Annotated in this window: 11 protein-coding genes, 2 pseudogenes and 1 riboswitch; of the genes and pseudogenes, 9 read left to right on the forward strand and 4 right to left on the reverse strand. The window is 59.2% G+C overall.

Annotated elements, in window-relative coordinates; genetic code table 11:
• The first annotated feature begins 354 nt into the window (after positions 1-354).
• Both NKH97_RS26815 and NKH97_RS26820 read left to right on the forward strand, forming a co-directional pair.
• Positions 355-507, forward strand: a complete 153-nt coding sequence (locus NKH97_RS26815; RefSeq protein ID WP_352799124.1) for a hypothetical protein — start codon at positions 355-357, stop codon at positions 505-507.
• A gap of 26 nt (positions 508-533) precedes the next feature.
• A complete protein-coding gene (locus tag NKH97_RS26820) occupies positions 534-1028 on the forward strand; it encodes a MaoC family dehydratase (protein ID WP_352799125.1) in 495 nt (164 codons plus the stop codon).
• Between the two features lie 800 nt (positions 1029-1828).
• Here the strand turns inward: NKH97_RS26820 and NKH97_RS26825 are convergent.
• Positions 1829-2304, reverse strand: a pseudogene (locus NKH97_RS26825) (type II toxin-antitoxin system VapC family toxin).
• On the reverse strand, positions 2301-2603 hold the full coding sequence (locus NKH97_RS26830; RefSeq protein WP_023778360.1) for a hypothetical protein: 303 nt from the start codon (positions 2601-2603) through the stop codon (positions 2301-2303). Before NKH97_RS26830 ends, NKH97_RS26825 begins: the two are co-directional and overlap by 4 nt.
• 483 nt (positions 2604-3086) lie before the next feature.
• On the opposite strand from NKH97_RS26830, the gene NKH97_RS26835 reads away from it, so the two are divergent.
• The 5 genes from NKH97_RS26835 (at position 3087) to NKH97_RS26855 (ending at position 7631) form a co-directional block, all read left to right on the forward strand.
• Positions 3087-3347: a recombinase family protein gene (locus NKH97_RS26835; protein ID WP_352799126.1), complete on the forward strand. Its 261-nt coding sequence runs from the start codon at positions 3087-3089 to the stop codon at positions 3345-3347.
• Positions 3348-3610: 263 nt separating this feature from the next.
• A complete protein-coding gene (locus tag NKH97_RS26840; protein WP_245260337.1) occupies positions 3611-3940 on the forward strand; it encodes an ArsR/SmtB family transcription factor in 330 nt (109 codons plus the stop codon).
• A 28-nt stretch (positions 3941-3968) separates the two neighbouring features.
• On the forward strand, positions 3969-5306 hold the full coding sequence (glyA, locus tag NKH97_RS26845; RefSeq protein ID WP_352799127.1) for a serine hydroxymethyltransferase: 1338 nt from the start codon (positions 3969-3971) through the stop codon (positions 5304-5306).
• 49 nt (positions 5307-5355) lie between these two features.
• Positions 5356-6531, forward strand: coding sequence for a methionine adenosyltransferase (metK, locus tag NKH97_RS26850; protein WP_352799142.1), 1176 nt, complete (start codon positions 5356-5358; stop codon positions 6529-6531).
• Between the two features lie 107 nt (positions 6532-6638).
• Positions 6639-7631: an adenosine kinase gene (locus tag NKH97_RS26855; protein WP_352799128.1), complete on the forward strand. Its 993-nt coding sequence runs from the start codon at positions 6639-6641 to the stop codon at positions 7629-7631.
• A 59-nt stretch (positions 7632-7690) separates the two neighbouring features.
• Here the strand turns inward: NKH97_RS26855 and NKH97_RS26860 are convergent, their stop codons facing one another.
• Positions 7691-8128, reverse strand: coding sequence for a hypothetical protein (locus tag NKH97_RS26860; protein ID WP_352799129.1), 438 nt, complete (start codon positions 8126-8128; stop codon positions 7691-7693).
• A gap of 379 nt (positions 8129-8507) precedes the next feature.
• Here NKH97_RS26860 and NKH97_RS26865 point away from each other — a divergent pair, with 379 nt between their 5' ends.
• Both NKH97_RS26865 and metE read left to right on the forward strand, forming a co-directional pair.
• The gene (locus NKH97_RS26865; protein ID WP_352799130.1) at positions 8508-10202 is read left to right on the forward strand and encodes an alpha,alpha-trehalose-phosphate synthase (UDP-forming); all 1695 of its coding nucleotides are present in this window, start codon (positions 8508-8510) and stop codon (positions 10200-10202) included.
• A 565-nt stretch (positions 10203-10767) separates the two neighbouring features.
• Positions 10768-10969: riboswitch (cobalamin riboswitch) on the forward strand.
• A gap of 95 nt (positions 10970-11064) precedes the next feature.
• A pseudogene (metE, locus tag NKH97_RS26870) lies at positions 11065-13415 on the forward strand (5-methyltetrahydropteroyltriglutamate--homocysteine S-methyltransferase).
• A gap of 429 nt (positions 13416-13844) precedes the next feature.
• Here the strand turns inward: metE and NKH97_RS26875 are convergent.
• Positions 13845-14900: a cytochrome-c peroxidase gene (locus NKH97_RS26875; protein WP_023737107.1), complete on the reverse strand. Its 1056-nt coding sequence runs from the start codon at positions 14898-14900 to the stop codon at positions 13845-13847.
• Positions 14901-15517 lie beyond the last annotated feature (617 nt).

The raw sequence follows: 15517 nt of genomic DNA on the forward strand, positions 1-15517 counted from the left end.
CACGTCAGGCCGAACGCTTCTTGAAGCAAGCGCCATCCCGCATCATAAAGTAGCATCTGATGCCGCTTTGCCGTGTCGACACCCAATGTCATTGAACTGGCGCTTCTTGCCGGCTCAGAGCTAGCGGCCAATGAGGTCGGCGCGCTTCAACAAGGACCACAAGCCAACCCCGTCTGCTGGACTCCTCCAAATTCGAGACACGGATGGTTCCTATCCAGACAATTGATTTTATCAATCTACGACAATACCGCATAGCGGCGCCGGCGGAATGATCACCGGTAGCAAGACGAGCTGTTTTCAGTGGCCTGCAGGACGCGCACCGCGACCGAGGTACAAGCCAGCCCGTCTGCGGCCATGTTCGGATCGGCCGCCATCGGTGCGCCGAATGAGATTGCCGGCGGAACGTTCTATTCGTGCAGCCGTGACGGCAGTCATCTCACCGAAGCCATCCTGCCGATGGATGGCCGGCAGTCGGTGCAGCATGGGCTGACACTGTTCACGGAATGAAGCCGCTCGCGCTTCGGACGGTTGAAATGGAGGACATTAGCGTGGAACCGATCAGTCTCGACGAACTTCTGGCCAGCGTCGGCAAGGAAGTCGGCGTGTCGCCGTGGCGGGTGGTCTCGCAGCGGATGATCGACCAGTTCGCCGAGTCCACCGATGACCACCAGTTCATCCACTGCGATCCGGAGCGCGCCAAGCGCGAGACGCCGTTCGGCGGCACCATCGCACATGGCTTCCTGTCGCTTTCGCTTTTGTCGGCGATGACTTTCGAGACCATGCGGCCGCTCGAAAACTGCAAGATGGGTGTCAACTATGGCTTCGAATCGCTGCGCTTCCTGGCGCCGGTGAAAACCGGATCGCGCATCCGCACCCGTTTCGTACTGGCCGACGTCAAGGTCAGGCCGTCGGGCTGGGTGCAGACGGCGCTGGGCGTGACGATTGAGATCGAGGGCTCGAAAAAGCCGGCGCTGACCGCGCGCTGGTTGACGCTGACGCTGATCAAACGCCAGCCGGAGGCGGCCTGAATTGTACGAGCGTCAGCAGAGACGATCTTCACGTGCCGGGGCGATGTAGGCGACCAGTGCGCACCGATCGGCAACGCGGCCACGGGGGTCGGCTAGATAGAGTGGCAGGAATGCCTAATCGGGGCTCCGTCTCGGAAGGGGCGTCGATGTATCGGAAGCGCTTCGGCTTTCGGCGCTGCATTCCTTTTTCACGAAGGTCCATGGAGAATTCCCGACCACGGGGTCGAAAGATCGGCTTGTGATCGGAGTGGGCAGATCCTCCCCGACCGAATCTGCCAATAGGGTGTTATCGAGTCAACCGGGTCGAACTTGAGGTCGCGGGTGTCGCTGATCGGCTGCTCGTCGAGCTCGAGAGCTGCCAGCTAAAGGCAGAACACGGCGATGCCAAGAGCTCCGCAGTTGATGTGGACGCCCAGAGCTGGAAGTACAGACCGACGAGTTCCCGGCGGGCGAACTTGCCATTGGTAGCGCGCCAGACCAGTCGCGAGAAAGCCTCGATGAGAAGGCCCCCGAGCCGCACGCGGGATCGACTACAGTGGCGTTTGGCGAGAAGCCTTCGAAGGCGAGATCGAGTGTAAGATGGACGAGCTCGACACGCGTATCGCGCAGTCCCTGCGATCGCGCCTTGTCCGCGGCGCTCGTGCGTGCGAACTGTTGGTAGATCGAGCTGACTAGATGAACCGGGATGGCATTAAAGCGGAACTGGAAGAGACGTCCCTGGCCGAACTAAGCAAGATCAATCCAGCCATCGCTAAAGGTAGGCGAACACGAGACGTTCGGACTCCGTGCCGCTGAAATCCTCAAATTGAATCGGCCGGACCGTTGGAGCTATCATCACCCGCTTGGCTTCCAGAGCTACGGAGCGGGTTGATTATCTGAACGTCCTCGAAGTCCTTTCCATTGTCGGTCACTACGACACACTCGTTGGCTTCGGCTACAGCGGCAATGATTGTGTCTAGGGCGCTCCGCGAACGGCCTCTGGCTTTGCCGTTGACCATCAGCCGCGCCCACACGAGGCCGGCTTTCTCGTCGAACGATAGCACGCGGCCAGCGAACAGCGCTTGCGGGCCTTCGGAGCCCTCGAACCAAGTTTCAAGGCTGCTGCGCTTTTTCCCCTTCTGCTTCTCTAGGATGCTTCGGCGAATTTCGGCGACAGTAAGCGAAGCAATGAAGAGGCTTCGTCCTTCTGCGCGCCCATCCAGGCCAGCAACGAGCCCGAAGGCTCCGGCTTTATGACTTTGCTGATGATATTGGTATCAAGAAGGTAGCGCGTCACAGGTCGATCTTGCGCCCCTCTTCGCGCGGCCGGCTGAGGTCGAGATTGGAGCCAACCAGAGGCGAGCGACGCAACGCGGCGAGAATGCTGCCCGCTTTCGGTGGCTCACCCGCCACGGCTTGCTGTATGGTCCGACGAAGCTGTCGGGCATCCGGCCCGCTCTCCGTTAATTTTCGGGCAAGAGTTCGCAGTAGATCGCGGTCTGCGTCGAACGCCAGGATCTCGAACCGCGCGATGCCGCGCTCAGCCAAACGAGAGCGATAATTCTCGATGGCTCTCTTCTGTGCAGTGTTGCCCATCGCGTGCCTCCGTTCTCTATCCGGATAGATAGCCATGGCTTCTTCGGAGCACAAGGTGCCCCGTCATCGGCCAGCACTGGCTCCTGCGCGACGCGCGTTATTGATCACAAAGAATTTCCATCTTGTCGAAGCACTGTGACTTGGCATCCTTGTCGCGAAACGGAGTATTTCGCGTCAGGACAGGAACGCGATCATAGCGCGACCGAAACGTGCAACAGCCGAAAGCTTCGTGTGGTCGCCGGCGCGGCCCGCGAATCGGCTGTGCCTGCGTTGCCGAAGCCCGATCGACGCTTCGTCAATCTGGTCCGGCTGCTGGCGCGACAAGCCGCACGGGGTTTCGTTCAAGCCGAAACCGATAGCCAAACGCGAGACCGCGTCCCGGAGCAAGGGGCCGCCTCATGAAGGTCGCGCTTGGCGCTCGCTACTCAACTGACAATCACCTAGACGCCTCGATCGAGGATCAGTTGCAGCTCTGTTGCTTGCGTGCTGAAAAGCAAGGCTGGACAGTCCGTCGACAGCAATACCCACCGCGCGCTCTGCGGCGCGTCGCTGTTGCGTCCCGGCCTTCAGGAGCTGATCAGCGATGCGATGCAGGGCAAATTCCTGATCGTGCTCGCAGAGGCGATGGATCGCCTGACCATGACCGCTGCAAACCGGGAGCAAGCCAGGCTGGGCAAGCGTTGCAACAGATCCTTCAACGGAATTCATAGACTCTTAGCAACTCCGGCTCGCTGTGAATGGTAGGCTTATTGCAACGTCTGAGGTCAGTGGTTCCAAACCGTGGCGCCGCTTATCCTCCGACTCGCCGAACTGCTTGCGATTTCGGCTAAAGGCAAAAGAGCGCCCTTTGTTGTTCGACAGGGCGATATCGGCGGTCGTCACAGCCACCGAGATTTGTCCGGTCGTTGGACAACCTTCGAAAGCTGTGACTTCTGTGGAGAACGCGAAATGAGAAATTCGGTAGGACTTGGTCCTGAGCCATGATGACACTGGTTAGTCGCCTACGCATGGCAGCGCATCCTGACCGCCTTCGAATCCTGGGCCTTTGTGCGCATGCGGACCTAACTGTCTGCGAGCTAGCGGAGATTCTGGGCGTGTGTCGAGAGCGGGTTGCGCGACACGTCCGGCTGCTCGCCAGAGCCGACTTTCTTTGCTGCAACGAACAGCCTCCGTGGCGCTCGTACCATCTCAACGCAGGATCCAACGACGGCGGGCTGGTTCAATTATTAGTCGATCTCCTGCCCCATCGCGACGGCTATCATAAACAGGACCTGCAGCGGCTCGAAGCGGTACGAGACACGCGGCCGAAGGGGACCGCGTGCTTGATCGTGAAATAGGTCAATTCAATTGGAGCGCGAAGCTACCATGGACAACTCCGCAGACGGCGCGATCGCACAGCCCGACACCCACGGGCGGTCTTCCTTGGCCGCGGTTGATTGCCGCGTTCACGAGCTGCTTCTGAGACAGGAGCGGCAGGAGCGGACGACCCTCAAGCTCATCGCCTCAGAGAACTTTGCGTCCTCGGCCGTGCTGGAAGCGAACGGCTCGATTTTCACGAACAAGTACGCCGAGGGGTACCCCGGTGCGCGCTACTACGCTGGAAACGAGATCGTTGATGAGCTTGAGAATCTGGCCATTGAGCGCCTGAAAACACTATTTGGCAGCGAGCATGCCAACGTCCAGCCTTATTCCGGCTCGCCGGCCAACCAGGCTGTCTATCGTGCGCTTTTGAGTCCCGGTGACAAAGTCATGGGCTTGCCCCTTCCGGAAGGGGGCCATCTGACTCATGGTTGGGCCATCAACTTTTCCGGTACTGACTATCAACGCGTGCCCTATGGGTTGGATGAAACGACACAGCAGATTGACTATGACCGCTTGCGCGAGACAGCCAAGCGGGAACGGCCGCGGCTCATTTGGGTCGGCGGAACTGCTTACCCGCGTGTCTTTGACTACCCGGCAATGGCAGAAATTGCCCTGGAAGCGAACTCCTATCTCATAGCCGACATTGCGCACATCAGCGGCCTGATTGCCGCGGGAGCGCACCCGAATCCCGTGGGCCATTGCGACGTGGTCAGCAGCACGTCCCACAAGTCGATCCGCGGTCCCCGCGGTGGCTTCATTTTGTCAAGGAACGAAGATCGCTATCAGGCCCTGTATCATACAAAGAGCAAATACAATCTCGCCAGACGAATAGACCGGGCGGTCTTCCCTCACCTGCAAGGCGGGCCTCACATGAATGCCATCGCTGCGCTAGCGGTTGCCTTGCACGAAGCCGCGAACCCGTCCTTCCGAAGCTACGGCCAACAGACGGTCAAGAACGCCAAGGCTCTGGCACATGCACTGCTTGAGCGAGGTCATGACCTGGTGACCGGGGGGACGGACAATCACATGCTGATCCTTGATCTTCGCAATCGGCCACTATCGGGCAAGGCCTATGCCGAGCGACTAGCAAAGGCAGGAATCATCACAAACTTTAATATGGTGCCTGGCGACCCGCGGGATCCGGCGGTCACAAGCGGAATTCGCCTGGGGGCACCAGCAGTGACGTCAATGGGCATGCGCGATGTGGAAATGGAGCAAATTGCTGGCTTCATTGACTCCGTCCTCCAGCGGCCAGACGACGAAGATCTCCATGCCTGCGTGCGAAGAGACGTTGCCGACTTGTGCGCTGCGTTCGAGGTCCCGGGCATCTCCGACAAGTAAGGTGGGCCAAGCAAAATGCCCATACCACATCCAACACCCGAAGCGAGGTATTCATGGTAGGCAGTTCGTGTTCTCTTCCGAATCGGTTGGCGCGGGGCACCCGGATAAGTTGGCCGACAACATCTCGGATGCCATCCTCGATGCCATCCTCCGCACAGATCCCAAGGCGCGCGTCGCCTGTGAAGCGTTGGTAAAATCAGGGATAGTCGTTCTGGCTGGCGAGATTACCAGCGATGCCCAGGTGGATTACAGCCAAGTTGCGCGCGATACGATTCTCGACATTGGGTACGACGACGAGGCCGTCGGCTTCGACGGCCGGCGTTGCTCCGTCGTCCATGCCCTCACCGAGCAGTCGCCCGACATCAGCCAAGGCGTTGACGAGGGAAGAGGGCAAGACCTCCAGCAGGGAGCGGGAGATCAGGGCCTCATGTTCGGCTACGCATGCCGCGAAACCGATACCCTGATGCCTTTGCCGATCCAGCTCGCTCATCGCTTGACGAAACGGCAGGCGTATGTCCGGAAGGCACAGCTTGGCTGGTTGCGTCCTGACATGAAATCCCAAGTCTCAGTGCGCTATGAGGGGTTGCGCCCGGTCGCCCTGGATACCATCGTCGTGTCGACGCAACATGACGAGCAGGTCTCCCAAGAGACTGTCCGCGAGGGCGTCATTGAGGAAATCATAAAGCCTGTCCTGCCGACCCACCTGGAGACGGAAGGCATCAGAATTCTGGTCAACCCGACGGGGCGGTTCGTAGTCGGCGGGCCGCGCGGCGACTGCGGTCTCACTGGACGCAAGATCATCGTCGATTCCTATGGCGGGATGGGTCGTCATGGCGGCGGCGCCTTCTCGGGCAAGGACCCGTCCAAGGTTGACCGCTCGGCTGCCTATGCAGCCCGCTATGTCGCAAAGAACATCGTCGCCAGCGGACTTGCGGACGTGTGCGAGGTGCAGCTTGCTTACGCAATCGGCGTGGCCAGTCCGGTTTCCGTTATGGCCAACACGTTCGGGACAGCCAGGGTTGAGGAAAGCAGGATCGAGCGCCTCATTCTTGAGTTGTTCGATCTCAGACCGAAAGGCATTATCAAGATGCTTGATCTCTTGCGCCCTATATACCGCAATACAGCCACCTATGGCCATTTCGGCCGTGAAGAGCCTGATTTCACCTGGGAGAAGACAGACAGGGCGGACGAATTGCGTCGCGAGGCAGGACTAGCCGCCCCGTGAGAGCCGCCGGCGAGCGAATTGGCAAGCGGAAAGCCCATTTCCACCGGGCAGACCCGCGCCCGGCCCGCGTGGCAAGAGAGCTGGCGGGTTCCCAAGCGGAGACATTGATGCCGGATTATGACGTGCTTTGCATCGGCAATGCCATTGTCGACATCATCGCCCAGTGCGACGACGCTTTTCTGGTGACCAACGGCATCATCAAGGGTGCCATGAACCTCATCGATACCAAGCGCGCCGAGCTGCTCTACAGCCACATGGGGCCGGCGATCGAGGCCTCCGGTGGCAGCGCCGGTAACACGGCGGCCGGCGTCGCCAGCTTCGGCGGCCGCGCCGCCTTCTTCGGCAAGGTGTCCAACGATGCGCTGGGCGAAATCTATGCGCACGACATCCATGCGCAGGGCGTCGCCTTCGACACCACGCCGCTCAAGGGTGAGCCGCCGACGGCGCGTTCGATGATCTTCGTCACCCCCGACGGCGAACGCTCGATGAACACCTATCTCGGCGCCTGCGTCGAACTCGGCCCGGAGGATGTCGAAGCGGACAAGGCTTCGGGCGCCAAGGTCACTTATTTCGAGGGCTATCTGTGGGACCCGCCGCGCGCCAAGGAGGCTATCCGGCAGACGGCGAAGCTCGCGCACGAGGCCGGGCGCGAAGTCTCGATGACACTGTCGGATTCGTTTTGCGTTGACCGCTACCGCGACGAGTTCCTCGATCTGATGCGCTCGGGCACGGTCGACATCGTCTTTGCCAACAGCGACGAGATCAAGTCGCTCTACCAGACCTCGTCCTTCGACGAAGCGGTGGCGCAGATCCGCAAGGACTGCAAGATCGCCGCCGTCACACGCTCGGAAAAAGGCTCGGTTATCGTGCGCGGCGACGAGACCGTGGTCATCCATGCGACCGCCATCAAGGAGCTGGTCGACACGACGGGCGCCGGCGATCTCTACGCCGCCGGCTTCCTGCATGGCTACACGCAGGGCCGCGACCTCAAGACCTGCGGCGACCTTGGCTCGCTGGCGGCCGGCCTGGTGATCCAGCAGATCGGCCCAAGGCCAAGGCAGAATTTGCGCCGCGAGGCGCAACGGGCTGGGTTGCTGTAGATGCGCGGGCAACTAACCAGCCGCCCTACTGACGCGATCATCGCAGTGGCGGAACTGTGTCAAAGCTCGCTGATAGCGACAGCCATTCGCTTCGGAGAACTGACCGATTCTGCTGCCGTGAAGCTCGCTGGAAGAGCGGTGCAAGGCGGGCTTGCCTTGACGGCATTCACCGTCATCGAGATCGCCACCGGCATTTTCCAGAAGCTCAGCTTGGGGAAGGCCAGTAAGGTTCCTGAGGTCGGAGAACTCGCGGCGGCCGTCGGAGCACTTGACTTGCGATCACGTCCCACGATGCTGAATGCGGGCATACTGGTTCGCCATTGGTATGGGACCAGCGGAATTGGCAGCAGGGCTTCATCTTCGTCAATCTCGACGAGGCGCCGGATGTGGAGCCCGGCATTCGCGGATATTAGGAAGTGCTCGCCTGGCTGGTATTCACATCGCGGTCTGGCTTCCACGATTTTGGGATCGTCGAGGGCAACGACGAAGGGATTCAAAAACGGGCCCTGACGGGCGGAAAGGGACTATCCCGCCCTCTCCGATCTCCGTGTCAAAACTCTTCGGCAGACGCAGGATCGCATCACGGGGCCCGGCAGCCTTGGCGGCAGCAACATAGTTTCAGTTCATTTCAACAGGTGCTGGCATCTACTGGGTGTATCTCTTATCCGAACAATCGACAATTACCGCAAGCACGGTCCGCTCGATCGCGTCGCCAGCTATTTTCGCGATAAGCCGGTTCCTGAGGGCGCCGAAGGCGAAACGCGACAATCGGTCGCCATTTGCTCTGACGCTCGTCAGATTCTCGTCAGCAGGGGGTGTGCCAATCTGGGAATGCCAGTTGCTCCATCATGGGGAAATATTCAACGGAGGCATGAAATGGACGCATTGAACAACGCCAACTCGCCGCGCCGGAACCTCACATGGCAAACTGGGGCTGTTCACGAACTAATCGCTTTTGAACAACCCCTGAGAGACTTGCCACAGGAGCGACAACAACAAGCCGAAGTTGGCCCGTCCCGTCCTGTTGTCTCAGCCGCAGACCAGCGCTTCAACACGGCGGCCCAGCAGCCACATAGGAGTCTTATCGCAATTTCCAACCGCGGTGCGACCGTCAATTCTGATCAGCCCAAGACAGGCGGGCTTTCGGCGGCCCTGGAGTGCGTCGTGGAGCGTTCCGGCGCGGTCTGGGTAGGTTTTTCCGAACATCTGGGCGACGGCAATAAGCAACAGGTGCCCCTCGTGCAGCGTGGCAAAGGTCAAATCGGGTGGCTCGATGGGCCGGCAGCGGACTATCCTCGGTACTATCAAGGTTTTGCAAATTCAATATTGTGGCCGGCGCTCCACTCGCTGCCCGACCGGATCTCAGGCTCGGAAGAGGATTATAAAAGTTATCGCGACGTCAATGCCTTCATGGCGCGCGCGGTGTCCGAATTGGAAGATAACTCAGTCTACTGGGTTCATGACTATCATTTCCTGCCGCTCGGCGCTGATTTGCACAGACTCGGCATTGACCGGCCGATCGGCCATTTCCTGCATACGCCATGGCCCGAGTCTGACATGATGGAGCGCGTGCCCAATTCTGGCGAGCTAATGAAATGTATGCTCGAGTATGATCTGCTCGGTTTCCAGACCGACCGTGATGTGAGCAATTTCCTCGCCTGTGTCCAATCTCATTTGGGGCTGGAGAGCAAGAACGGGGTCGTTTTCTCGGACCATGGCCAGACGCAATGCCAAAAGTTTCCTATAGGTATCGATCCGAAGCAATTCGAACAGTGTGCCGCAGATTCGCTTGAGGCGCAGAAAGCCTACATTTCGCAGTTGAAACTTGGTGGAGCAAAGCTAGTTATCGGCGTCGATCGGCTCGACTACACCAAGGGCATCGACAATCGGATTAAAGCTTTCGATCTGCTGGCAGTCGAGCCGCAACGTGTCTCGCTCTTGCAAATCGCAACTCCCTCACGTGGCGACATCCAAGCGTACAGCGAATATCGGCGCGACGTCGAAAGACTCGTCAATCAAGTCAACAACCGGCATGGCACGGACGAGTGGATGCCGATTATCTATGAGAACAGGTCGTTCACCCAAGCTGAGATCGCGGGTCTTTACAGAGCGGCGCGTGTTTGCGTTGTGACGCCGTTGCGCGATGGCATGAATCTTGTGGCGAAAGAATACATTGCTGCACAAGATTCGAGCGACCCTGGCGTTCTGGTGTTATCGAAGTTTGCCGGCGCGGCCGAAGACTTCGGCGAGGACGCCCTGCTGGTAAATCCGAGGCTCTCCGACGAGATAGCTACCGCGATCTCAAGAGCGGCCAGCATGCCGCGCGAAGAACGCATCCAACGCTGGCGGAGGATGATGGACAAACTTGAATCGTATACGATCCACCATTGGTCAGCGGACTTCGTTCGGCAACTGGACAGCAGCCGGGTTACGGTCCCTGCGGATCACTTCCACTATGTTGGCTTGGGCTGGATCAGCGAGGCCCAAATGCCTTCGTATCGGACCGAGCCAGAATTGCACACCGCGCTGACGCGTGCACTGGATAAAAACTGGGTCCTGCCGATCGTATGATGCAGAATATGAAGCACGCGAGCTTTGCCTGCATTTGCGCATCCCTCAATGCCGAGCGCTTGGAGAGAGATACTTATACTGACCGCCTGAATGCGGCTTAAGCGGCTTATCGGGACCACAGTCGGGCTTTGCATCAGACCCTTGAGCCAGGCTCGGTCAGTGTGGTCTCTTGTCTCTTGCCGCCGAGCGGAGTCATCACGATTGCCTAGTCACCCGTGATGACGACTGGCGTGCCAATTCCCGCAGTTTGGCGCTCACTCCGAGAAAACCGCTTCTACCACGCACGCACGGCTTGCGGCCGCATCGTAAAACATCGCCACCAATGCGATCTTCTGCATTCTAATGACGTTGTCACGCGCTTGAAGTCTTGTCCGAAATCCTTCATCGGCGACCTGCGAGGGATGTCGCAGCCCGACAGGGATCCATTAGTTGGACAATGGTGGCAGCGGAGCAGCGCCGCCAATGGGCGACTGAATATTTCACAATGTTAGACAAGCGTAAAAGCGAAATCACATAACGACATAAACATTTCGTTATGCGTCATTGACAAAAGAGCGGACTGCTGTGATTGTCTGCGTGTCGTGGTTCTCGCGTGCGGCGCTGCCGCAGCGGAGCTAAGAGGGAAGCCGGTGCAATGCCGGCGCTGCCCCCGCAACTGTTAGCGGCGAGCCAACCCCACTCATGTCACTGAGGCGAATACCCTCAGGAAGACGGGTAGAGGCTATGACCCCGCGAGCCAGGAGACCTGCCACGGCGAATTACGTCCACGGGCGGGGTGTCTCGGTGGCCGCTGCAAGCCGGCGTTCGTGCCGGCCTGCTAGCGCCTTCCTTGTCATCGACGCCCCAACCATCGGGGTATGACATGACTGACTCTCAGGAGATTCCTGTAGCAACGCTCGGCGTGCCGCGCTTCGGTCGTCGGCGAGAACTGAAATTCGCGCTTGAAAGCTACTGGTCCGGAACATCGTCCGCTGGCGACCTTCTCACGACGTCGAAGGCGCTCCGTGCCGCTAGCTGGGAAGAGCAGCGCGATCGCGGCGTGTCGAAAATCCCGTCGAACGACTTCTCGCTTTACGACCATGTGCTCGACACCGCAGCCATGATCGGGGCCGTTCCATCCCGTTACGGCTGGAATAGCGGCGAGGTCCCACTTGACATCTACTTCGCAATGGCGCGCGGCAACCAGGGTCAGACGGAGGATTGTGGACACGCTGGTCACCAGGAGGAGGCTCATGGACCTGGTGTAACCGCGATGGAAATGACCAAGTGGTTTGACACCAACTACCACTACATTGTGCCGGAACTCGATGATGATCAGACGTTCGCCCTCTCGTCATCGAAGCCGGTCGATTACTTCCTCGAGGCTAAAGCTCTCGGCATTCACACACGCCCAGTCATCCTTGGACCCATCACCTTCCTCAAGCTGGCGAAATCGCCTGCCGAGGGGTTCGGTCCCATCGCGCTCCTACCGCGGCTGCTGCCCGTTTACGAGCAAGTCCTGCAGAAGCTGAAGCTGTCGGGAGCCGACTGGGTGCAGATCGATGAGCCAGCGCTTGTCCTCGATCTGAACCCGAACGAACGAGCTGCGTTCGAATTCGCCTATGGCCAGCTGTCGAAAGCCGCGCCCGAGCTGAAGATCATGCTGGCTACGTATTTCGGGTCGCTGGGAGACAATCTCGAAACCGCGGTTTCTCTGCCCCTGGCCGGGCTGCATATTGATCTCGTGCGCGCTCCCGAGCAGCTGGAAACGGTGGGTCGGCTCGCTCCGAAGGATCTGGTGCTCTCGCTTGGCTTGATCGATGGCCGCAACGTCTGGCGTGCGAACCTGCCCGCCATTCTCGACCGCATCAAACCGATCGTCGCCGGCTGGCCCTTGGACCGCGTCGAGATCGCGCCTTCTTGCTCGATGCTGCATGTGCCGATTGATCTGCGCATGGAGACGGAACTCGACGCCGACATCAGGTCGTGGCTCGCCTTCGCGGCCCAGAAGACGACGAGCTGGTCTTGCTGGCCCGGGCCCTGTCCCAAGGCAGGGATGCGGTGGCAGGCGCGTTGAAAGCGTCTGCCGAGGCTGCCGCCACGCGCGTGACATCCACGAGGATCCATGACCCGCTTGTTCAGGGGCGGATCGCTAGCATTGAGGACAGCGCGAAGCGACGAGAGAGCGCTTTTGGCGAGCGCTCCAGAGTCCAAGCCGGCTCACTCGGGCTGCCGCCGTTCCCGACGACGACCATCGGGTCCTTCCCGCAGACGCCGCAGGTACGCAAGGCGCGGGCCGCTCATGCGAAGGGCCATCTGAGCTATGTCGACTATGAGACGTTCCTGAAGAAGGAGATCGAGGCTGCAATTCGCTGGCAGGAAGAGATCGGGCTGGACGTGCTGGTGCACGGTGAGTTCGAGCGAAACGACATGGTACAGCATTTCGGCGAGCAGTTGTCCGGCTTCGCGCTCACCCAGCATGCCTGGGTACAAAGCTATGGGTCGCGCTACGTGCGTCCCCCCATCATTTTCGGCGACGTATCGAGGCGCAATCCGATGACAGTGCGCTGGTGGCAATTCGCCCAGTCGCTTACGGAAAAGCCCGTGAAGGGAATGCTCACAGGCCCAGTCACCATTCTCAACTGGTCTTTTGTTCGCGACGACGTACCCCGCTCCGAAGCCTGCCGCCAGATCGCGCTCGCCATCCGCGACGAAGTGACGGATCTCGAAAGATCCGGCGCAAGGATGGTCCAGATCGATGAGGCCGCGCTTCGCGAAGGATTGCCACTGCGCCAATCTGACTGGAAAGTCTATCTCGACTGGGCTGTCGAATGTTTCCGGATCGCTTCAACGGGTGTAAAGGACGCGACTCAAATTCATACCCACATGTGCTATTCGGAGTTCAACGAGATCATTCACGCGATCGCTGGAATGGATGCGGATGTCATTTCGATTGAGACGTCGCGCTCGAAGATGGAACTGTTGGACGCCTTCACGGGCTCCAAATATCCGAACGAAATCGGTCCCGGCGTTTATGATATTCACTCACCACGCGTCCCGGAAGCCGGCGAGATCTCGGACTTAGTCATGCTTGCCCGCGAGCGACTGTCCGACGGCCAACTGTGGATAAACCCGGACTGTGGCCTCAAAACATGCAAATGGGAGGAGGTCCGCCCTGCCCTCATGAACATGGTCGCTGCAGCACGCGCGCTCCGGCAGAAAGTGCAGGCGTGAGGCTTCTCTTCCTCACCGTGTGGGGAGTTGCCGACTGGCGGATGTCGGCCGGGAATATGCCAAACCGATCACACTCTTGGAAATAAGCCACTCGGCGAAAATGTGCGATTTTTCTTCGGCACGTGTCCTCATCCCGCAGAAATATGAATGTGACACTACGCTATAGTATTGGTCCTTGGGAACATACAGGCCCCGCGCCTCGAACAAATCGTACACACGTCGTTTCTCAAAGTAGACTGCTTGGCACGTTCGCTCAGGCGGCGACAATATATGGTGCTGCGCGTCTGTCCACTTCCCCAGTACGGGCGAAGTGGCAGGTTTCGGGTATTGCTAGCCTCCCGCCAATTCGGAGATGGATGTGGCAATTCGTGTGGCACAAGTAAAAGCCGCAATCATTTTCGATTGCGACGTCCGCAGCCAGTTGGCCCTTTATTTTCCTGAGATCTGCGTTACAGGCCGGGGCGTTGTCGCCGTTTCGGAGGGTAAGATGGGATAGGCGACCTCGGGTGCCTCTCCGGTCAGCGAGTTGAGGAAGGCAACAAGCAGGTCAACTTCTTCGTCCGCCAGTACTACGCCAAGCTGGGTGGTCCCCATGATGGCGACGGCCTGTTTCAGATCCCAAACCTTGCCCGAATGAAAGTATGGCGCGGTGAGTGCAACGTTGCGCAGCGGCGCCACGCGGAAAACATAGTAGTCATCGGCTGCATTGGTGACGGCAAATCGGCCCTTGTCTTTGTCCGGCAGGACCTCGGCGCTGGGCTGTTCCACGAGGCCGAATGGGAAATAGGCTTGCCCACCAACGTTGATGCCGGCATGGCAGGACGAGCAGCCTTTATCCATGAAAAGCGCCAGGCCCTGTTTCTGTTCGGAAGTCATGGCAAGCTCATCACCATTCAGGAAGCTGTCGAACGGGGCCGGTGTGACCAGTGTCGCCTCGAAGGCTTCGATCGCCTTGGCGAAGTTGTCGAAGGTGACCCGATCGGCTTCAGCCGGAAAAGCTGCATCGAACCACTCGACATATTGCGGCATGGACTTGAGCGTGGCGATGACTTGGTCCGGTGTATTGGCCATTTCGATGCCGGCTTGGACCGGTCCCTTCGCCTGAGCCTTCAGGTCTGCGGCACGACCATCCCAGAACTGGGCGATGTTGAAGACAGCGTTCAGTACAGTCGGCGCGTTGCGCTGTCCCTTCTGCCAACCATGGCCGATCGAGGTTTCGTGATTGTCGTCGCCGCCGGTGGCCAGGTTGTGGCACGAGTTGCACGACAAGACGCCTGACGCCGAGACGCGTGGATCGAAGAACAGTGCCTTGCCGAGAGCGATCTTTTCCGGGGTGATCGGGTTGTTGGCGACTGTCGGCGTGGTGGATGGCAAAGCCCTGAAGGTGGCCAATGCCGTATCTCTGAGGTCGGTGGGGATCGAATCCGCAGCAAAGGCGGTGGGTGCCAGCAAGGTGACAGCCATCGTTCTGAATAGGATTTTCATAAATGGTCTTCCTGCGTCGTGCACGCAGCCACTATGCGATCTGCGGCTCATGAACGCCCTGAGCTAGATCAGTTGAGGGAGAGGATCGGGGTCTGGCACCTGTTTTCGCGGCTGAGCTGGGACCCTCTTGGAAGTGATCGCTCTTCTCGATTGGACTTCAGGGAGGAGGAGTATCCCTGCTCGGCAACCGTTTGTATGCATCAAAGCACGCCCTTGGGGGCGGCTTCGTAGATTCGGTCACTGCGATCTTCCCGCCATCGTTGAGAAAGTCGATAGCAGCCGCAAGACTGGCAATCACTTCCACGATGTGCGCTGCACGCCTTGCGAAAAGTGAACTTCTGAAACCTCAGGGTTCATTCGTTCCTCCTGACCTGCTGATTGCGTGGACACCCGCCGACTGCACATTGTGATGTCACCAGCGATGGCGGTTTCAATACCTAAGCAGCGACGGTCTATGCGACAGTATGGATGTCCTATCGGAATAGCCGGTCCGCCTTGTCGATCGTCACACCGACATATAGCTCCGCTTCTACGAACATCCCATCACGCGAGGAAAGACATGGCCAATACGCGCAGTATCGCCAATCTAGCCCTTGTGGCGGCGCGGCGCTTGAGCA

The sequence above is a fragment of the Mesorhizobium sp. M0870 genome, assembly GCF_040319775.1.
Taxonomy (GTDB): domain Bacteria; phylum Pseudomonadota; class Alphaproteobacteria; order Rhizobiales; family Rhizobiaceae; genus Mesorhizobium.